The sequence below is a fragment of the Streptomyces sp. YIM 121038 genome (genome assembly GCF_006088715.1).
Taxonomy (GTDB): Bacteria; Actinomycetota; Actinomycetes; order Streptomycetales; family Streptomycetaceae; genus Streptomyces.
Map to the genome: position 1 here is coordinate 4,537,888 of NZ_CP030771.1, position 16,608 is coordinate 4,554,495.

Sequence of the window (16,608 nt, forward strand, 5' to 3'; positions counted from 1 at the left end):
GGCGGTACGGGTGGGAGGGCGGGAAGGCCCGCCAGGGCCAAGCGGCACCGGACCGACAGGAACACCCCGCCAGGGCTGAGCCGCAGGCCCCGGACAAGGCCCGCAGAGGCAGGGCTGCGCCGGGACAGCGGAGAAGGCCCGCCACGGCAGGGCTGCGCCAGGGCCGGGGAGAGGCCCGGCAGGGCAGGGGGCAAGGCGGCAGAGGAAGCCCGCCACAGCAAGGCCACAGGCAAGGCGACGGCAGGCCCTGGCGGCAGGGCCGGGCGCGGTGGGGGCAGGCCCCAGCCGCAGGGCCGGGTGGGGTGGGGGCAGGCCCCGGTGGCAGGGCCGGGTGGGGTGGGGGTGGCGCTGTGGCGGGGGCTCCCGCCAGGCCCTGGCCTGGCGATGTCACACCGGCCAGGGGCAGACCCGTCGTACCCGTACGAGGACCACGACAGAAACGGACCCCACCCATGCCCCGCACCCCTTCGACCACCCCCACCGTCACGGTGATCGGCGGCGGCTTCGCCGGCCTCACCGCGGCCATCGCCGCCGCCGAGGGCGGAGCCCGGGTCACCGTGCACGAGGCGCACCACACGCTGGGCGGCCGCGCCCGCACCTCGGAGGGCACGTACCGGACGAACGACGGACCGCACGCGCTGTACAACGGCGGCCCGCACTGGACCTGGCTCAAGCAGCGGGACCTGATCGGCGAACTGGCCCCGCTGCCGCCCCTGGAGGCCGCGCGGCTGCGGCTGCGCCACCGGGGCGCGCTGCGCCGCACCCCGCCCCTGGCGATGCTGCGGCTGCTGCGCCGGGCGCCCGAACAGGCCCCCGTCGACGAGGACTTCCTGACCTGGGCCACGCGCGAGGTGGGCCCGGAGGGCGCCCGTGCGGCGGCCCACTACACCGCCGTGGCGCTCTTCCACCACGACCCGGGCGCGCTGTCCGCCCGCTTCGTGCACACCCGGTTCCGCCGCGCCGCGAAGCTGCCCCCGGAGGCGCACTACCCGGTGGGCGGCTGGGGCACGGTCGTGGACCGGATGGCCGCCCGCGCCTGGAACCTGGGCGTCCGGGTGGAGACGCTGGCCCGCGTCGGCGACATCGCGGAGCCCGCGCGGCGCGGCCCCGTCATCGTCGCCACCTCGCTCGACGCCGCGCGGCGGCTCCTGCGGGACGACGGGCTGACCTGGGAGAGCGGGCGCACCACCCTCGTGGACGTGGCGCTGCGCCCGCGCCGGGGCGATCTGTTCGCGGTGTCGGACCTGGACGGCACGGGCTGGATAGAGCGTTTTACCGCCCAGGACCGTACGCTCGCCCCGGAGGGGCGGCAGCTGATCCAGGGGCAGATCCCGCTCGCGCCGCACGAGTCGAAGGCGGACGGCGTCAGGCGCGCGGAGGAGCTGCTCGACCTCGGTTTCCGCGACTGGCGCGAGCGCGTGACCTGGCGCCGCGCCTCGGTGGCCGGCGGCCGCACGGGCGCCGTCGACCGGCCGGGCACGACCTGGCGCGACCGGCCCGCGGTGGACCGGGGCGACGGCGTGTTCCTGGCGGGCGACCAGGTGGCGGCGCCGGGGCTGCTCAGTGAGGTCTCCTTCAACAGCGCCATCGAGGCGGTGTCGCTCGCCCTGACCGGCACGGGCCGGCTGACCGCCACCACACCCTGGGTTGACCTCAAGTCCGCTTGAGGTTGAAGGGTGGGTGGTGGTCGGCCCCCGCCGGTCCAGCAAGCCCGCGTCCCTGAGGAGTTCGCCATGCACGCCGTACGTCTGCACGCCTTCGGCCCCGCCGAGAACCTCACGTACGAGACCGTCGAGGACCCCACGCCCGGCCCGGGCCAGGTGCGGATCGCCGTCGCGGCGGCCGGGGTGCACCTGCTCGACACCTCGGTCCGGGAGGGCGAGCAGGGCCCGCTGCCCCAGCTGCCCGAGCTGCCGACGGTCCCGGGCCGCGAGGTCGCGGGCACCGTCGAGTCCGTCGGCGAGGGCGTGGACACCGCCTGGGCCGGCCGGCGCGTCGTCGCGCACATCGGCTTCGCCCCCGGCGGCTACGCCGAGCTGACCGTGACCGAGGCCGCCCGGCTGCACGAGCTCCCCGAAGGGCTCGGCTTCCCCGAGGCCGTCGGGCTCATCGGCACGGGGCGCACGACGATGGGCATCCTCCAGTTCACGGAGCTCGACGCCGACTCCGTCGTCGTCGTCCCCGCCGCCGCGGGCGGCATCGGCACCCTGCTCGTGAGCTACGCCAAGCACGCCGGGGCCACGGTCATCGGGCTCGCGGGCGGGCCCGCCAAGACGGCCCGCGTCACCGCGAACGGCGCCGACCTGGCCGTCGACTACACCGACCCGGCCTGGCCCGACGAGGTCCGCGCGTTCCTGAAGGGCCTGGGCGACGGCGGCCGCGCCGCGACCGTGGTCCTCGACGGGGTGGGCGGCGACGCGGGCCGGGCCGCCGTGGACCTGCTCGGGCCCGGCGGCACCCACCTCACCTTCGGCTGGTCGGAGAAGAAGGGCCCGGTGGACCTGACCGACGAGGAGCTGGCCGCGCGCGGCATCACGCGGATCAACCCGCTCGGCGGGGCCATGCTGGAGAGGGCGGGCGGCGACAACCCCGTCCGCACCCTGGAGCTGGCCGCCCTGCGCGCCTGGGAGGGCGGCTACTTCACCCCCGCCGTGCAGACCTTCCCGCTGGCCGAGGCGGCCGCGGCGCACCGCGCCCTGGAGACCCGCGCCACCACGGGCAAGGTGGTCCTGATCCCCTGAGCCCCCACCCGGCTGTCCCCCTGCCCGTCCGATCCGCCGGGCCCCCGGGCCGGGCCCGCCCGATCCGCCGAGCCGGGCCCGCCCGGGATGCGCGGTCCCACTCCGGCAAAAATCGGATGCCCATGCGGCTTTCGCGAACTACCGTCCGGATTATGGACTCCGCACCCCCCAGCCCGGCCCCGTCCACCACCATCACGTTCCGCGACCTGCCGGACACCGATCTGGACCGCGCCCTCGACCTGGTCTACCTCGCCTTCCACGAGACCCCGGAGGACGAGAAGCGCAAGCACCACCACGACCTGCTGCGCGGCTGCGACCGCGTCGGCGCGTACGACGGGGAGACCCTGGTCGGCCTCCTCGCCGCCTTCCGCTTCACCATGTCCGTGCCGGGCGGCGAACTGCCGTGCCCCAGCGTCACGTTCGTCTCCGTCGCGCCCACGCACCGCCGCCGCGGCGTGCTCTCCGGCATGGTCGCGGCGCTCTTCGAGAGATGCGGCGCGAGCGGCCGTCCGCTGGCGGCGCTGTGGGCCTCGGAGGACGCGATCTACGGCCGCTTCGGCTTCGGCCCGGCCACGTACAACAACACCGTCGAGGTGAAGTCCGAGCGCCCCCTGGCCCTGCGGATCACCCCGGCCGAAGGACCCCTGCGCCTGGTGGACCCGGCGGCCGCCCCCGCGCTGCTCGCCGAGTACTACGACCGTACGCGCGCCGCCCGCGCGGGCCGCATCGACCGCACCGAGGCCTGGTGGCGCGAGGAATGGATGGCCACGGAGGACGAGGACGACGACGACCTGTCGCCCCCGCGCGTCGTGGTCCTCGGAGACGCGGCCGACCCCGAGCGCGTCACCGGGTACGCCATCTACCGCACCAAGGGCCGCGACGACGCCCCCGGCCTGGTCCGCCTGGACGAGCTGGAGGCGGACACGCCGGAGGCCGAGGCCGCACTGTGGCGCTATCTGGCGTCGATCGACCTGACCGGCCTGATCCAGGCGTGGGGCCGCCCGCTCGACGACCCGCTGCTCCTGTTCGCCGGGGACCGCGACCAGGTCCGCGTGACGGGCCAGTACCCGGGCCTGCGGGTCCGGCTCGTCGACGTGCGCGCCGCGCTGCTCGCCCGCTCCTGGGCGGCCCCCGCCGACCTGGTCCTGGAGGTCCGCGACCCCCAGCTCCCCGCCAACGAGGGCCGCTTCCGCCTGACGGTCACCGACGCGGACGGCCCGGCGGCGTACGAGCCGACCGACGCCCCCGCCGACCTCACCCTCGACGTGCGGGACCTCGGCTCGGCCTACCTCGGCGGCGCGCCGCTCGTGTCCTTCGTACGGGCGGGCACCGTCACCGAGCACACGCCGGGCGCGGCCGCCGCCCTGGACGCGGCGCTCACGACCGCGCTGCTGCCGCACACGGTCGACGCGTTCTAGCCGCCCGCCGAACAGCGCCTCGTGCAGCTGCTCCTCGGTGGCGCGGGCCTCCTGCGGCTCCTTCTCGTACGCTGCGAGTTCACGGATCAGGGTGCGGATGAGAGGGACGTCGGCCGGTGCGGCGGTACGAATCATGAGCGCGGCAAGCCACGGGCGACGGCCGCGGGTCAACCGGAAGGCCCCGGCCGCGCTGCTCGCCCTCGGCCTCGCCGCGGGCTGCACCCCGGGCGGCTCCGGCTCCGGCCTGCACACCGCCACGGACACCGGCGGCGCGGGCCGGACCGTGGCGCTGAAGTTCTACGACCCCCAGGGCCACGGCACGCTCCTGACCCCCGGCCGGGCCCGCGCCGTCACGCACGGCAGCGGCGGCTCCGACAGCGACGCCCTCGTCGACCCGCGCACCCTGCGCGTCCTCGACGACTTCCCGCTGTACGAGGACGGGCGGCGGCTCCGCTTCGACCTGCCCGGCCGCGGCGGACCCGCGGCACTCGCCCTCAACTGGCCCACCGACCAGGGCTTCTCCACCGTCGTCCTCGACAACGGCGGCAAGGGCTTCACCCACGGCACCACCGTCGTCTTCAACCACGCCGCCGCCAAGGACGCCGAGCGCCGCCTGGACGAGGCCCTCGCCCTGCGCCCCGCCTACCGCCGCTCGGCCCGCTTCACCGCCGCCCGCCGCACGGCCGCGCGCGAGCTGGCCCGCGCCGACGCCGCGGACTCCGACGCGGGCCGGGGCAAGCACGGCCAGCGCGCCCTGAGCGCCATCGACACGGCGTACGGGCTGCTCCTGGAGGAGTACGGGCCGCGCGCCCGGCGCACGCACGCGCCGTGGACGGGCGTCACCGTCGCCGACGGCGCGGACCCGAAGCGGTGGGCACCGCTCGCCGGGCGCCTGACCCGCCCGCACGGCTGGGCCCGGATCGTCTTCGACGCGGACGACGACCCCCGCGCGCCCGTCCCCCGGCGCTACCGCGAGGCCGTGGCAGCCGCCCACGCCGCCGGTCTGAAGGTCCTCGGCCAGCCGGTCGACTCCGCGTACGCGAACGGCTCCGAGCACCCCGAACTCGGCACCCGCGCGGGCTATCTGGCCCGGATCAAGCGGTACGTCGACGCGTTCCCGGAGATCGAGGCCTGGGAGGTCGGCAACGAGGTCAACGGCTGCTGGACGGACTCCCGCACCACCGCCGACGGCGACTGCACGGACAAGCTCCTGCCGCCGCGCGACCGCATGCGGCACAAGATCGCGGACGCGGCGGCGTACGTACGGAAGAAGCGGCCCGGAGCCGATGTCGTCCTCACCCTGTACTGGCAGCTCGGCACGGACGCGGCCCGCTGGTCGGCGTTCACCTGGCCGCGCGCGAACCTGCCGCGCGCGGTCCGCGAGGACATCGACGTCGTGCTCCTGTCCAGCTGGATCGAGGACGCCCCGCTCGGCCTCGCCTTCGACCAGGTCATGACGCGGCTCGCGGCCGACTTCCCCGGCCGGCGCGTCGGCCTGGGCGAACTGGGCTACTGGAACGCGGACACGTCCCGGTTCTACTGGGCCTTCGACGAGGACGACCCGGCCGCGGCCCGGCGGCGGGTCGCCCGCCGCTACTACGCGGCCGCCCTCGGCTATCCGTCGAGCGTCGGCGGCACCTTCTGGTGGTACTTCGCCCAGGAGATGCCGGGCGACGCGGGCCTGCGCGCCGCCGTCGGCGGCGCGGTGCGCGACGCCCGCTGACGGCCCGCCCGGGACCGGCCCGCCCAGAAACTAGAGCGGGCTCGCGAGCAGCCGCCGCGCCAGTTCCAGGTCCTCCTCCGGCGCCGGACGCCCGTCCTCCACCTCCCACAGCGCGTTCTGGAGCACCCGCCCGAGCGTCCACGCGAGCGCCCGCTCCCGGTCCAGGCCCAGGACCTCCGTCATCGCGTCGAAGCGCCAGCGCGCGTCGTCCGGGTCGAAGCGGTCGTTCAGGGCGGGCCACAGATCGAAGCCGGGGTCGCCCGCGAGGGGCTTGGGGTCGATGGCGAGCCACGGCTCGCGCCCGGCCGCGAGGACGTTGCCGAAGTGCAGGTCCCAGTGGAGCATGCGGTCCCCGGGCTCGCCCACGACCTCGCGCACGGCGTCCGCGCACCGCGCCACGAGCGCCCGGTCGGCCGGGTCGGCGATCTCCTTGAGCGCGGCCGGGGTGTCGTCGAGCATCTGCCCGGCGATGGCGCCGAGCGTGCGCATGCCCGCGGGCGCGGGCCCGGCGGTGAGCCGCGCGAGCAGCTCCGCGACGACGAGGACGGCCCCCCGGGTCTCGTCCTTGCCCGCCTCGGCGAACCGGGTCAGCTCCCGGCCGTCACCGGCCCGTTCGAGCAGCATCGTGCCGGTGGCGGCGTCGTGGTCGAGCAGCCGCACCGCGCCGTCGCCGTCCCACACGCGCAGCGCGACCGGCTCGCCCTCGGTCTCCTCGTCCAGGACCTGGAACTTCACCACGGCCGGTGAGCCGTCGGCGCGCTCCACGGGCAGCACGAGCGCCGCCATGCCGTGCATGGAGGCGCCCACGGGCGTCAGCTCCCAGCGCTCCAGGGTCCGCGCGGCGAGCTCCGGCAGCCCCGCGACGAAGGCGCGGCCCGCCTCCCCCGCGTACTTGTGCTGGGATTCGACCAGGGCGTCCGGTACGTGGATCTCGATCACAGGCGCGACCCTACGCAGGGTGCCGCGAGGGCCGCGCCCGATTAAATCCGGCCACCCGGCTCGTTCAGGAGACCCCGGCGTCCTTGAGGGCCTTCGCGAAGTCGGCCTTGTCGTACAGGGAGTCGGCGGGCGCCTTCTTGCCGTCGATCTCGACCGTGGGCGTCCCGGAGACGCCGTCGGCGGTGAAGGCCTTCATGGCGGTGGCCACCCACGCCTTGTGCGCGTTGGCGGTGACCGCCTTGTCGAACGCGGCGTCCTTGATGCCCGCGGCCGCGCCCACCTTCAGCAGGAACGCGGGCGTGAAGCCGTCGTCGCTCTCCTCGGGCTGGTTGGTGAAGAGCGCGGAGTGGAACTGCGGGAACTTCCCCGTGTCCACGGCGGCCCGCAGCGCGTTGGCGGCGTTCTTGGAGCCGTCGCCGCCGAAGTTGTTGTCGAGGAACGAGGCGATCGTGTACTCGACCTTCACGTCGCCCGCGGCCAGCGGCGCGACGAGCGCCTGCGCGCCGTTCTCCTCGAACTTCTTGCAGAAGGGGCAGCGCGGGTCCTCGTACACCTTCACCGTGTGCTTCGCGGACGGCTCGCCGACCGTGATCACGCCGCCCTTGACAGCGGTGGGGACCTTCGCGAGGTCGTTCACCGAGGCGGGCGGGACCTTCGCCGCCGGACCGGTGTCCTGCGACGGCGACGGCGACTTCGCGGCCGGGTCGGACGGCTCGGCGGAGGCCGACGGGGACTTCTTGCCCCCGCCCATCCAGTCGCCGTCGCCGTCGTCGTCGGAGTCGCACCCGGTGACCACGGCACCGAGCAGCGCCACGGCGGCCACCGAAGCGGCCATGCGCCCGGCCTTGCGTACGGCCATGAAAAGCCCTCCAGAACTCCTGAAATCGCCACGTACCACTGAGGGCACCCGAAGTACCGGAAATCTATCCGACCTCTGCCCAGAGCTCCGCGCGCGCAGTAACGTCCCGCCCCATGAGCAGCCCCTTGAGCAGCACGGACACCGTGAACGGCGGCATCTCCTTCTGGTACGCGGACGACGGCCTGCCCGCGCCCCGCGAGCCCCTCGGCGGCGACGCGAGCGCCGACGTCTGCGTGGTGGGCGGCGGCTACACCGGCCTGTGGACCGCGTACTACCTGAAGAAGGCGGCCCCGTCCCTGCGCGTCACGGTCCTGGAGCAGAGGTTCTGCGGCTACGGCGCCTCGGGGCGCAACGGCGGCTGGCTCTACAACGGCATCGCGGGCCGCGACCGGTACGCGGCGCTGCACGGCCACGAGGCCGCCGTCCGCCTCCAGCGGGCCATGAACGACACGGTCGGCGAGGTCGTCCGGGTCGCCGCCGAGGAGCGGATCGACGCCGACATCCACCGCGGCGGCGTCCTCGAAGTCGCGTGCACACCGGCCCAGCTGGCCCGCCTCAAGGCCTTCCACGCGGCGGAGCTCGCGTACGGCGAGAGCGACCGGGTGCTGCGCGGCGCCCGCGAGACGGCCGAGCGGGTGCGCGTCGCCGGGGCGGTCGGCTCGTCCTGGACGCCGCACGGCGCGCGGCTGCACCCGGTGAAGCTGGTCAAGGGCCTCGCGGCGGCCGTCGAGGCGCTCGGCGTGCGCATCCACGAGTCGACGCCCGTCACGGAGATCCGCCCCCGGCACGCCGTCACCCCCTACGGCACGGTCCGCGCCCCGTACGTGCTGCGCTGCACGGAGGGCTTCACCGCCTCCCTCAAGGGCCAGCGCCGCACCTGGCTGCCGATGAACTCCTCGATGATCGTGACCGAGCCGCTGCCCGACGAGGTGTGGGACACCCTCGGCTGGGCGGGCCGCGAGACCCTCGGCGACATGGCGCACGCGTACATGTACGCCCAGCGCACCGCCGACGGGCGCATCGCCATCGGCGGCCGGGGCGTGCCCTACCGCTACGGCTCCCAGACCGACACCGCGGCCAACCCTGGCCGCACCCAGGCCGCCACCGTCGAGGCCCTGCGCGAGCTCCTGGTCCGCTTCTTCCCGCAGCTCACCGGCGTCGGCGTCGACCACGCCTGGTCGGGCGTCCTCGGGGTGCCGCGCGACTGGTGCGCCACGGTCACCCTGGACCGGGCGACGGGCCTCGGCTGGGCGGGCGGCTACGTCGGCTCCGGCGTCGCCACCGCCAACCTCGCCGGGCGCACGCTGCGGGACCTGGTGCGGCGGGACGCGGGCCAGGCGGGCGCGACGGACCTGACCGGGCTCGCCTGGGTGGACCACCGGGTGCGCAAGTGGGAGCCGGAGCCGCTGCGCTGGCTGGGGGTGCACGGCCTGTACGCGGCGTACCGCGCGGCCGACCGCAGGGAGCTGGCCCGGCCGGCGGCGCGCACCACGCGCCTGGCCCGGCTCGCGGACCGCCTCACCGGCCGCGGCTGAGCCGGGACGGCCCCGCGGCGGCCCCAGCGGAAACGGTTCGCGAGGACGGTGTGTGGAGCCCCCTGTCGGATTCGAACCGACGACCTTCGCTTTACAAGAGCGGCGCTCTGACCAGCTGAGCTAAGGAGGCCTGCACGGGCCCCTGTGCGGCCGTGCCCGTGCAGTGTAACCAACGGGACCCCCACCGCAGTCGAAAATCTCGTCGAAGGTCATCCCCTCCGGACTACTGACAGAGCGGTGACCAGCGGGGTAGCGTCACGGGCAGTCCAGACGACTGGACTAGACCCATCCTTTACTCGGATCGTCCGGCACGTTCCTGCCGGTGAAGGGGGCCCTCACCATGGCCACTGTGACGTTCGACAAGGCGACCCGGATCTACCCGGGTTCCACCAAGCCCGCCGTCGACGGGCTCGAGATCGAGATCGAGGACGGCGAGTTCCTCGTCCTGGTCGGCCCGTCCGGCTGCGGCAAGTCCACCTCCCTGCGCATGCTCGCGGGCCTGGAGGACGTGAACGGCGGCGCGATCCGCATCGGCGACCGCGACGTCACGCACCTGCCGCCCAAGGACCGGGACATCGCCATGGTGTTCCAGAACTACGCGCTGTACCCGCACATGACGGTCGCCGCGAACATGGGCTTCGCCCTGAAGATCGCGGGCGTCGACAAGGCCACGATCCGGCAGAAGGTCGAAGAGGCCGCGAAGATCCTCGACCTCACCGAGTACCTGGACCGCAAGCCGAAGGCCCTCTCCGGCGGTCAGCGCCAGCGCGTCGCGATGGGCCGCGCCATCGTCCGCGAGCCCCAGGTCTTCCTCATGGACGAGCCGCTGTCGAACCTCGACGCCAAGCTCCGCGTCTCCACGCGTACGCAGATCGCCTCGCTCCAGCGCCGCCTCGGCATCACCACCGTGTACGTCACCCACGACCAGGTCGAGGCCATGACGATGGGCGACCGCGTCGCCGTCCTCAAGGACGGTCTGCTCCAGCAGGTCGACTCGCCGCGCAACATGTACGACCGCCCGGCGAACCTCTTCGTCGCGGGCTTCATCGGCTCGCCCGCCATGAACCTCGTCGAGGTCCCGATCACCGACGGCGGCGTGAAGTTCGGCAACTCGGTGGTGCCGGTCAACCGCGAGGCCCTCGCCGCGGCCGCCGACAAGGGCGACCGCACCGTCACCGTCGGCGTCCGCCCCGAGCACTTCGACGTGGTCGAGCAGAACGGCGGCGCCGCGAAGACCCTCACCAAGGAGTCCGAGGACGCCCCGGCCGGTCTCGCCGTGTCCGTGAACGTCGTCGAGGAGCTCGGCGCCGACGGCTACGTGTACGGCACCGCCGAGGTCGGCGGCGAGCAGAAGGACCTCGTGGTCCGCGTCAACGGCCGCCAGGTCCCCGAGAAGGGCGCCCTGCTCCACGTCGTGCCGCGCCCGGGCGAGACCCACGTCTTCTCCACCTCCACCGGCGAGCGCCTCACCGACTGACGTCCCCCGGGGCGCGGCAAGCGCCGGGCTTCCCCGACGTCAACCGGCCCGAAGGGCCCCGTGCTCAGGCACGGGGCCCTTCGCGCGCTCCGGGACATCTCAGCGCGTTGTCGACAAATACCCCGGCACATCGGTCATTTCGCCCGGTGTTCGTCAACATCCACTTCGCCAAACCACATTCCCCCTCACCCAACCGGGTGACTAAATGTCGCCAAATCATCACCTAGCGCTACCCTCACTCGCGTGACGCACTCCGCCAACTACACCCAGAAGTCGCGCCGAGGCCACCGCGGCCCCGGCCGCCGCATCGGGCGCACACTCGCCCTCGTCCTGCCCGTCGTCCTGGTGCTGTCCGGCACGCTCGCGGTCACCCGGGTCAACTGGTCCGGCAGCTCATCGGATTCGGTCCTCACCGCGTCCGCGGGCGACCTCTCCGCGCCGGCCAGGTCCCGCGGCCCCCACGAGATCGTGCGCGACCGCCTCCTCCTCGAACTCCAGGAGAAGAACCCGGGCGTCGCCCTCACCCACCTCCAGCAGGAGGTCGACCGGCACCCGTCGCTCGCCAAGCACTGCGTGTCCATCGCCCGCGCCCTCGGCCGCGCCGCCGTCCGCGCCTACGGCCCGAGCCGCGCCCAGTCGTACGCCCGCCCGGTCTGCGACACGTCCTTCGCCGCGGGCGTCGCCGCCCACCACAACAACTGAGGAGCACCGGGCCGACCCCGGCCCCACCCCTAGCGCCCCCTGTCAGCGCCGGCCACGTCGGAACCCTGCGCGCCCCAACGCGTAGGGTTCCGCCATGACCACCGGTGACATCCACACAGCAATGCCCACGCAGGCCGTGGTCCTGGCCGGCGGCCAGGGTTCCCGGCTGCGCCCGTACACCGATGATCGCCCCAAGCCCATGGTCGAGATCCCCGGCACGGGCACCCCGATCATCGGCCACCAGCTGGCCTGGCTCGCGGCCGAGGGCGTGACGGACGCGGTCATCTCCTGCGGCCACCTCGCCGAGGTCCTCCAGGACTGGCTGGCGAGCGCCGACCTGCCGCTCAAGGTCACCACCGTCGTCGAGACGGAGCCCCTGGGCCGCGGCGGCGGCCTGAAGTACGCGGCCGCCCACCTGCCCAAGACCGACCAGCCGTGGTACGCCACGAACGGCGACATCTGGACCCGCTTCTCGCTGCGCGACATGGCGGCCTTCCACGCCGAGCGCGACGCCACCGCCACGCTCGCCCTCGCCCGCCCCCGCATCCCCTGGGGCGCCGTCGAGACCGACGCGTTCGGCCACATCACGGACTTCATCGAGGCCCCGCCGTCCCCGTACCTCATCAACGCGGGCGTGTACGTCTTCTCCGCGGCCTTCACCGCCCTGCTCCCGGACCTCGGCGACCACGAGCGCACCACGTTCCCGCGCCTGGCCCGCGAGAAGCGCCTGGCGGGCTTCCCGCTGCCGCAGGGCGCCTACTGGCGCGCCATCGACACCGCGAAGGACCTCACCGAGGCCGCCAAGGAACTGGCCGCGCAGTAGCGCCCGAAGGGGCGCGGGGAACTGCGCGACCAGCCACGACGAACCCGCAGGCGACCGACCACCTCAGCCGAGCACGCCGCCGAGCAGGCCAGGGCGGCCGCCGCTGCCGCCGGTGCCGCCGTCCGAACCGCCGGTGGTGCCACCGGTCGTGCCGCCGCTGGGCCCGGCGCCGCCGGTCGTGCCGCCGCTGGACGTCGGGCCGCTGGTGGCGGCGGGCGGACGCTCCTGGGTCGGCGCGGGCTGCTGCTGCGCCGGAGCCTGCTCGCCGGTGCCCTGCGTCGCGCTCGGCCTGCTGCCCGTGCCGCTGACGCTGCCCGTCTCGCGGGCCGCGTCCGGCGTGCCGGTGGCGCCCTCCTGCGAGGGGCTCGCCGTGGTGCCCTGCGTCGGCGTCCCGGCGGCGGCCGAGGGGCTGCGCGGATCGCTGCGGCGCTCGCGCTTGCCGTCCGGGTCGCCCGGCAGCGGGGAGCCCGGCAGCTCGTTGCGCGGCGACTCGCCGGGCCCCGGCACGGTCACGCGGTCCGCGTCCCGCACCGCCCCGCCGAGCAGCGAGCCGACGAGCAGCGTCAGACCGACCACGACGGTGCCGACGAGCCCGCCCCTGCGCAGCACCCGGCGGCGCAGCTCCCACAGCGCGGCGCGCGGCCCGAGCGTGCGCCAGGCCTCCCCGGCGAGCCGGGCGTCGACGGAGTACACCGGGGCGCCCGCGATGATCAGCGGCGACCAGGCGGCGAGATAGATGATGTCGGGCGCGTCGTACGCCGGGACGGTCTTCCAGCTCACCGTCACGAGCAGCGCGATGGACAGGAGCATCCCCACCCCGGCGGCGACCCGCTGCCAGAGCCCGAGCACGGTCAGGACGCCGACGATCACCTGGAGGAAGGCGATGACCAGGCCCGCGCCCACGGGGTGCTGGAGCGCCCAGTCCCGCAGCGGCTCGGCGAGCGCCCACGGGTGCAGCGAGTTCAGCCACTTGACCATGGAGCCGCGCTCGCCGCCGTCGAAGTAGACGGGGTCGCAGAGCTTGCCCATGCCCGCGTAGATGGAGATGAAGCCGAGGAAGACGCGCAGCGGGAGCAGCACCACGCCGAGGTTGAGGCGGCGCCCCGGGTAGTACGCGTGGCGCACGCCGTTGGGCGGCTTCCCGGCGCGGCGCTCGGCCGCGTCCTCGGCGAAGTCGGCGGCCTCGTCCCCGTAGCCGTCGTCGTACGGATCGTCGGCGTGCGCCTCGTCGTCGGCGCTGCCCGGCATGCGCATCTGCGGCAGGAGCCGGGTGGGGCCGTGGTCGCCGCCGCGCGTGCCCACGGCGGGGGTCTGCACGGTGTCGCCGTACGGATCGTCGACGTCGACGCGCGGGATGACCTGGGTGGCACCGCCGTCGTCGTAGCCGACGCGGGTGGCCTGCGGATCGCCGCCGGCCGTCACGTCCGCCGCACGGCGCACCCCGCTGCCGCGCACGGCCTGCAGCAGCCCGCCCGCGCCGGGGTCACCCGGCTCGGACTTACCGCTCCAGACGACCGGCGCGCGCCGGCGCGCCCCGCCGCCCGCCGCGCCCACCGCGGGCATGCGCATGGTCTCCTCGGCGGCGCTCACATGGCGGGCGACGCGCGGCGATCGGGTCCGGCCCGCCGGGGGCAGCTGGACGCGGAAGCTCGCGTGATTGACGATGACCTGCGCGGGGTCGCAGGGCACCTTCACCATGCTCAGCGCGGGGGTGTCGTCGAACCCTGACGAGCGTCCCCCCGTGGGTGTGCGGGGTGTTCTGGTGTCCACACTCATCTAACCGAGTGACGCGAGGTTTGGACACTGCCTTGACCGCCCGGATCTGTCCGGACCCCGTCAAACCCCACCATTCCCCGCCACCGGCGGGCCCGCGGCCCGGCCGGTGTGCGGGGGTCGGCGCACCGGGCTCAGGCCCGGCGGCGGGCCGCCTCGTAGAGCACCACGCCCGCGGCCACGCCCGCGTTCAGGGACTCGGCCCCGCCCGGCATGGGGATCCGCACGCGGAAGTCGCAGGTCTCGCCGACCAGGCGCGAGAGGCCCTTGCCCTCGCTGCCGACGACGATGACGACCGGGCCCTCCAGGGCGTCCAGCTCGCCGATCTCGTGCTCCCCGTCGGCGGCCAGGCCGACGACGGCGATGCCCGCCTTCTTGTACGCCTCCAGCGCCCGCGTGAGGTTGGTGGCCCGCGCCACCGGCGTGCGCGCTGCCGTACCGGCGGACGTCTTCCACGCGCCCGCCGTCATGCCGGCCGCCCGGCGCTCGGGCACGACCACGCCGTGGCCGCCGAAGGCGGACACGGACCGCACCACGGCGCCCAGGTTCCGCGGGTCCGTCACGCCGTCGAGCGCGACGATCAGCGGGTCCTCGCCCTGGTCGTACGCCGCCGCGGCGAGGTCCTCCGGGTGCGCGTACTCGTACGGCGGCACCTGGAGCACGAGGCCCTGGTGGTTGAGGCCGTTGGTCATGCGGTCCAGCTCGGGCCGCGGGGCCTCCATCAGGTGGATGCCGCCGCGCTCGCCGGCGAGCTGGATGGCCTCGCGGACGCGCTCGTCGTTGTCGATGAACTGCTGGACGTAGAGCGTCGTGGCGGGCACGCCCTCGCGCAGCGCCTCGGCGACCGGGTTGCGGCCGACGACCATCTCGGCCGCGGACTTGCCGCCGGTGCGGCGCTGCGGGCGGCCCTGCGCGCGCCGCGCCTGGGCCTGCGCGATGCGCTGCTTGGCGTGCCCCTTGCGCATCTCGGCGGGCGGCGTCGGCCCCTTGCCTTCGAGGGCCCGGCGCCGCTTGCCGCCGCTGCCGACCTGCGCGCCCTTCTTGCCGGACATGCGGCGGTTGTTAGCGGCCATGACCTACCTGTTCCTCGGGTTACGTACGTATGTCTCTGCAATGCAGTGTGCCGCCCGGCGCGCCGGGCGGCACATTCGCGGGGTCCCGCTAGCGGGAGCCGAGCGTCCAGCGCGGCCCCGACGGGCTGTCCTCGATGGCGAGGCCCGCCTGGGCGAGCTGGTCGCGGATGGCGTCGGCGGTGGCCCAGTCCTTGCGGCCGCGCGCGGCCTCGCGCTGGTCGAGCACGAGCCGGACCAGGGCGTCGACCACGCCGTTCAGCTCCTCGCCCGAGCCCTCGCCGCCGGCCGCCGCCCAGTGCGGGTCGAGCGGGTCGAGGCCGAGGACGCCCAGCATGGCCCGCACCTCGGCGAGCCGCGCGACGGCGGCCTCCTTGTCGTCCGCGGCGAGCGCGGAGTTGCCCTGGCGGACCGTGGTGTGGACGATCGCGAGCGCCTGCGGGACGCCCAGGTCGTCGTCCATCGCGTCGGCGAACGCGGGCGGCACCTCGGCCGCGGGCTCCACGACGCCCCCGGCCAGCTCCACGACGCGCTGCGTGAAGCCCTCGATGCGGGCGAACGCCGCCTCGGCCTCGCGCAGGGCCTCCTCGCTGTACTCGATCATCGAGCGGTAGTGCGGGGTGCCCAGGTAGTAGCGCAGGACGATGGGGCGCCAGCGCTTGACCATCTCGGAGACGAGCACCGAGTTGCCGAGCGACTTGGACATCTTCTCGCCGCTCATGGTGACCCAGGCGTTGTGCACCCAGTACGTCGCGAAGTCGTCGCCGAAGGCCTTGGCCTGGGCGATCTCGTTCTCGTGGTGGGGGAAGATCAGGTCGATGCCGCCGCCGTGGATGTCGAAGGCGCTGCCCAGGTACTTGTGGGCCATGGCCGAGCACTCCAGGTGCCAGCCGGGGCGGCCGGGGCCGAAGGGCGTGTCCCAGGCGGGCTCGCCCGGCTTGACGGCCTTCCACATGGCGAAGTCGCGCGGGTCGCGCTTGCCGGTGATGCCCTCCTCGCTGGGCTGCTGCATCTTGTCCAGGTCCTGGCGCGACAGCTCCAGGTACCGCGGCCAGGAGCGCACGTCGAAGTAGACGCTGCCGTCGGCCTCGTAGGCGTGGCCGCGCTCGATGAGGCCGCGCATCATCTCGACCATCTCGGTGACGTGGCCGGTGGCGCGCGGCTCGTAGGTGGGCGGGAGGCAGCCGAGGGCGTCGTAGCCGTCGTTGAAGGCGCGCTCGTTCTCGTAGCCGATGGACCACCAGGGGCGGTCCTGGTCCGCCGACTTCCGGATGATCTTGTCGTCGATGTCCGTGACGTTGCGGATGAACGTCACGTCGTAGCCGCGGTACGCGAACCAGCGGCGCATGATGTCGAAGTTGAGACCCGACCTGATGTGCCCGATGTGCGGGGCCGCCTGCACCGTGGCACCACAGAGGTAGATCGAGACACAGCCCGGGGTCAGGGGCTGGAAGTCACGGATCTGCCGGGCGCTGGTGTCGTACAGGCGAATCGTCACCACTCCAGGGTAGTGGGCGCCGGGCAGTGCCCCGCTCCCCTGGGGGACAC

At 74.5% G+C, this 16,608-nt stretch carries 13 protein-coding genes and 1 tRNA gene; 8 read left to right on the forward strand and 6 right to left on the reverse strand.

All coding sequences use genetic code 11. The features are described 5' to 3' along the window. The first annotated feature begins 452 nt into the window (after nucleotides 1-452). The 4 genes from C9F11_RS18970 to C9F11_RS18990 all read left to right on the forward strand — a co-directional run bounded on the left by C9F11_RS18970 (nucleotide 453) and on the right by C9F11_RS18990 (nucleotide 5,882). Entirely contained in the window at nucleotides 453-1,667 is a 1,215-nt protein-coding gene (locus C9F11_RS18970) for an NAD(P)-binding protein (protein WP_138960419.1), read from the forward strand. 66 nt (nucleotides 1,668-1,733) lie between these two features. Then, a complete protein-coding gene (locus C9F11_RS18975; protein WP_138960420.1) occupies nucleotides 1,734-2,741 on the forward strand; it encodes a zinc-binding dehydrogenase in 1,008 nt (335 codons plus the stop codon). Nucleotides 2,742-2,893: 152 nt separating this feature from the next. Beyond that, complete coding sequence (locus C9F11_RS18980; protein ID WP_138960421.1) at nucleotides 2,894-4,159, forward strand: GNAT family N-acetyltransferase; 1,266 nt, start codon at nucleotides 2,894-2,896, stop codon at nucleotides 4,157-4,159. A 133-nt stretch (nucleotides 4,160-4,292) separates the two neighbouring features. Then, nucleotides 4,293-5,882, forward strand: coding sequence for a hypothetical protein (locus tag C9F11_RS18990; RefSeq protein ID WP_138960422.1), 1,590 nt, complete (start codon nucleotides 4,293-4,295; stop codon nucleotides 5,880-5,882). A 30-nt stretch (nucleotides 5,883-5,912) separates the two neighbouring features. Here C9F11_RS18990 and C9F11_RS18995 read toward each other — a convergent pair whose 3' ends face one another. Continuing rightward, a complete protein-coding gene (locus tag C9F11_RS18995; protein ID WP_138960423.1) occupies nucleotides 5,913-6,821 on the reverse strand; it encodes an aminoglycoside phosphotransferase family protein in 909 nt (302 codons plus the stop codon). A gap of 64 nt (nucleotides 6,822-6,885) precedes the next feature. Beyond that, entirely contained in the window at nucleotides 6,886-7,680 is a 795-nt protein-coding gene (locus tag C9F11_RS19000; protein WP_138960424.1) for a thioredoxin domain-containing protein, read from the reverse strand. A 113-nt stretch (nucleotides 7,681-7,793) separates the two neighbouring features. On the opposite strand from C9F11_RS19000, the gene C9F11_RS19005 reads away from it, so the two are divergent. Beyond that, nucleotides 7,794-9,215, forward strand: coding sequence for an FAD-dependent oxidoreductase (locus C9F11_RS19005; RefSeq protein WP_138960425.1), 1,422 nt, complete (start codon nucleotides 7,794-7,796; stop codon nucleotides 9,213-9,215). A gap of 53 nt (nucleotides 9,216-9,268) precedes the next feature. Here C9F11_RS19005 and C9F11_RS19010 read toward each other — a convergent pair. Next, nucleotides 9,269-9,345 (reverse strand) — tRNA-Thr (locus C9F11_RS19010). 210 nt (nucleotides 9,346-9,555) lie between these two features. Here C9F11_RS19010 and ugpC point away from each other — a divergent pair. From ugpC to C9F11_RS19025, 3 genes are all read left to right on the forward strand, one after another. Continuing rightward, complete coding sequence (gene ugpC / locus C9F11_RS19015) at nucleotides 9,556-10,692, forward strand: sn-glycerol-3-phosphate ABC transporter ATP-binding protein UgpC (protein WP_138960426.1); 1,137 nt, start codon at nucleotides 9,556-9,558, stop codon at nucleotides 10,690-10,692. 243 nt (nucleotides 10,693-10,935) lie between these two features. After that, complete coding sequence (locus C9F11_RS19020) at nucleotides 10,936-11,394, forward strand: hypothetical protein (RefSeq protein WP_138960427.1); 459 nt, start codon at nucleotides 10,936-10,938, stop codon at nucleotides 11,392-11,394. Nucleotides 11,395-11,503: 109 nt separating this feature from the next. After that, the gene (locus C9F11_RS19025; protein ID WP_138966695.1) at nucleotides 11,504-12,217 is read left to right on the forward strand and encodes a nucleotidyltransferase family protein; all 714 of its coding nucleotides are present in this window, start codon (nucleotides 11,504-11,506) and stop codon (nucleotides 12,215-12,217) included. A gap of 63 nt (nucleotides 12,218-12,280) precedes the next feature. Here the strand turns inward: C9F11_RS19025 and C9F11_RS19030 are convergent, their stop codons facing one another. The 3 genes from C9F11_RS19030 to cysS all read right to left on the reverse strand — a co-directional run bounded on the left by C9F11_RS19030 (nucleotide 12,281) and on the right by cysS (nucleotide 16,558). Further along, nucleotides 12,281-13,987 carry a DoxX family protein gene (locus tag C9F11_RS19030; RefSeq protein WP_138966697.1) on the reverse strand — a complete coding sequence of 569 codons (1,707 nt, stop codon included), beginning with the start codon at nucleotides 13,985-13,987 and terminating at the stop codon, nucleotides 12,281-12,283. Nucleotides 13,988-14,124: 137 nt separating this feature from the next. Further along, complete coding sequence (gene rlmB, locus C9F11_RS19035) at nucleotides 14,125-15,063, reverse strand: 23S rRNA (guanosine(2251)-2'-O)-methyltransferase RlmB (protein ID WP_138960428.1); 939 nt, start codon at nucleotides 15,061-15,063, stop codon at nucleotides 14,125-14,127. Nucleotides 15,064-15,151: 88 nt separating this feature from the next. Further along, nucleotides 15,152-16,558: a cysteine--tRNA ligase gene (cysS, locus tag C9F11_RS19040; RefSeq protein WP_138960429.1), complete on the reverse strand. Its 1,407-nt coding sequence runs from the start codon at nucleotides 16,556-16,558 to the stop codon at nucleotides 15,152-15,154. Between the last annotated feature and the right edge of the window lie 50 nt (nucleotides 16,559-16,608).

Excerpts from the sequence above, each read along its gene's own strand:
- C9F11_RS18970 (WP_138960419.1), top strand. The coding sequence starts at position 453 with ATGCCCCGCACCCCTTCGACCACCCCCACCGTCACGGTGATCGGCGGC.
- C9F11_RS19000 (WP_138960424.1), bottom strand. The coding sequence starts at position 7,680 with ATGGCCGTACGCAAGGCCGGGCGCATGGCCGCTTCGGTGGCCGCCGTG.
- rlmB (WP_138960428.1), bottom strand. The coding sequence starts at position 15,063 with ATGGCCGCTAACAACCGCCGCATGTCCGGCAAGAAGGGCGCGCAGGTC.
- C9F11_RS18980 (WP_138960421.1), top strand. The coding sequence starts at position 2,894 with ATGGACTCCGCACCCCCCAGCCCGGCCCCGTCCACCACCATCACGTTC.
- C9F11_RS19005 (WP_138960425.1), top strand. The coding sequence starts at position 7,794 with ATGAGCAGCCCCTTGAGCAGCACGGACACCGTGAACGGCGGCATCTCC.
- C9F11_RS18975 (WP_138960420.1), top strand. The coding sequence starts at position 1,734 with ATGCACGCCGTACGTCTGCACGCCTTCGGCCCCGCCGAGAACCTCACG.
- ugpC (WP_138960426.1), top strand. The coding sequence starts at position 9,556 with ATGGCCACTGTGACGTTCGACAAGGCGACCCGGATCTACCCGGGTTCC.
- C9F11_RS18990 (WP_138960422.1), top strand. The coding sequence starts at position 4,293 with ATGAGCGCGGCAAGCCACGGGCGACGGCCGCGGGTCAACCGGAAGGCC.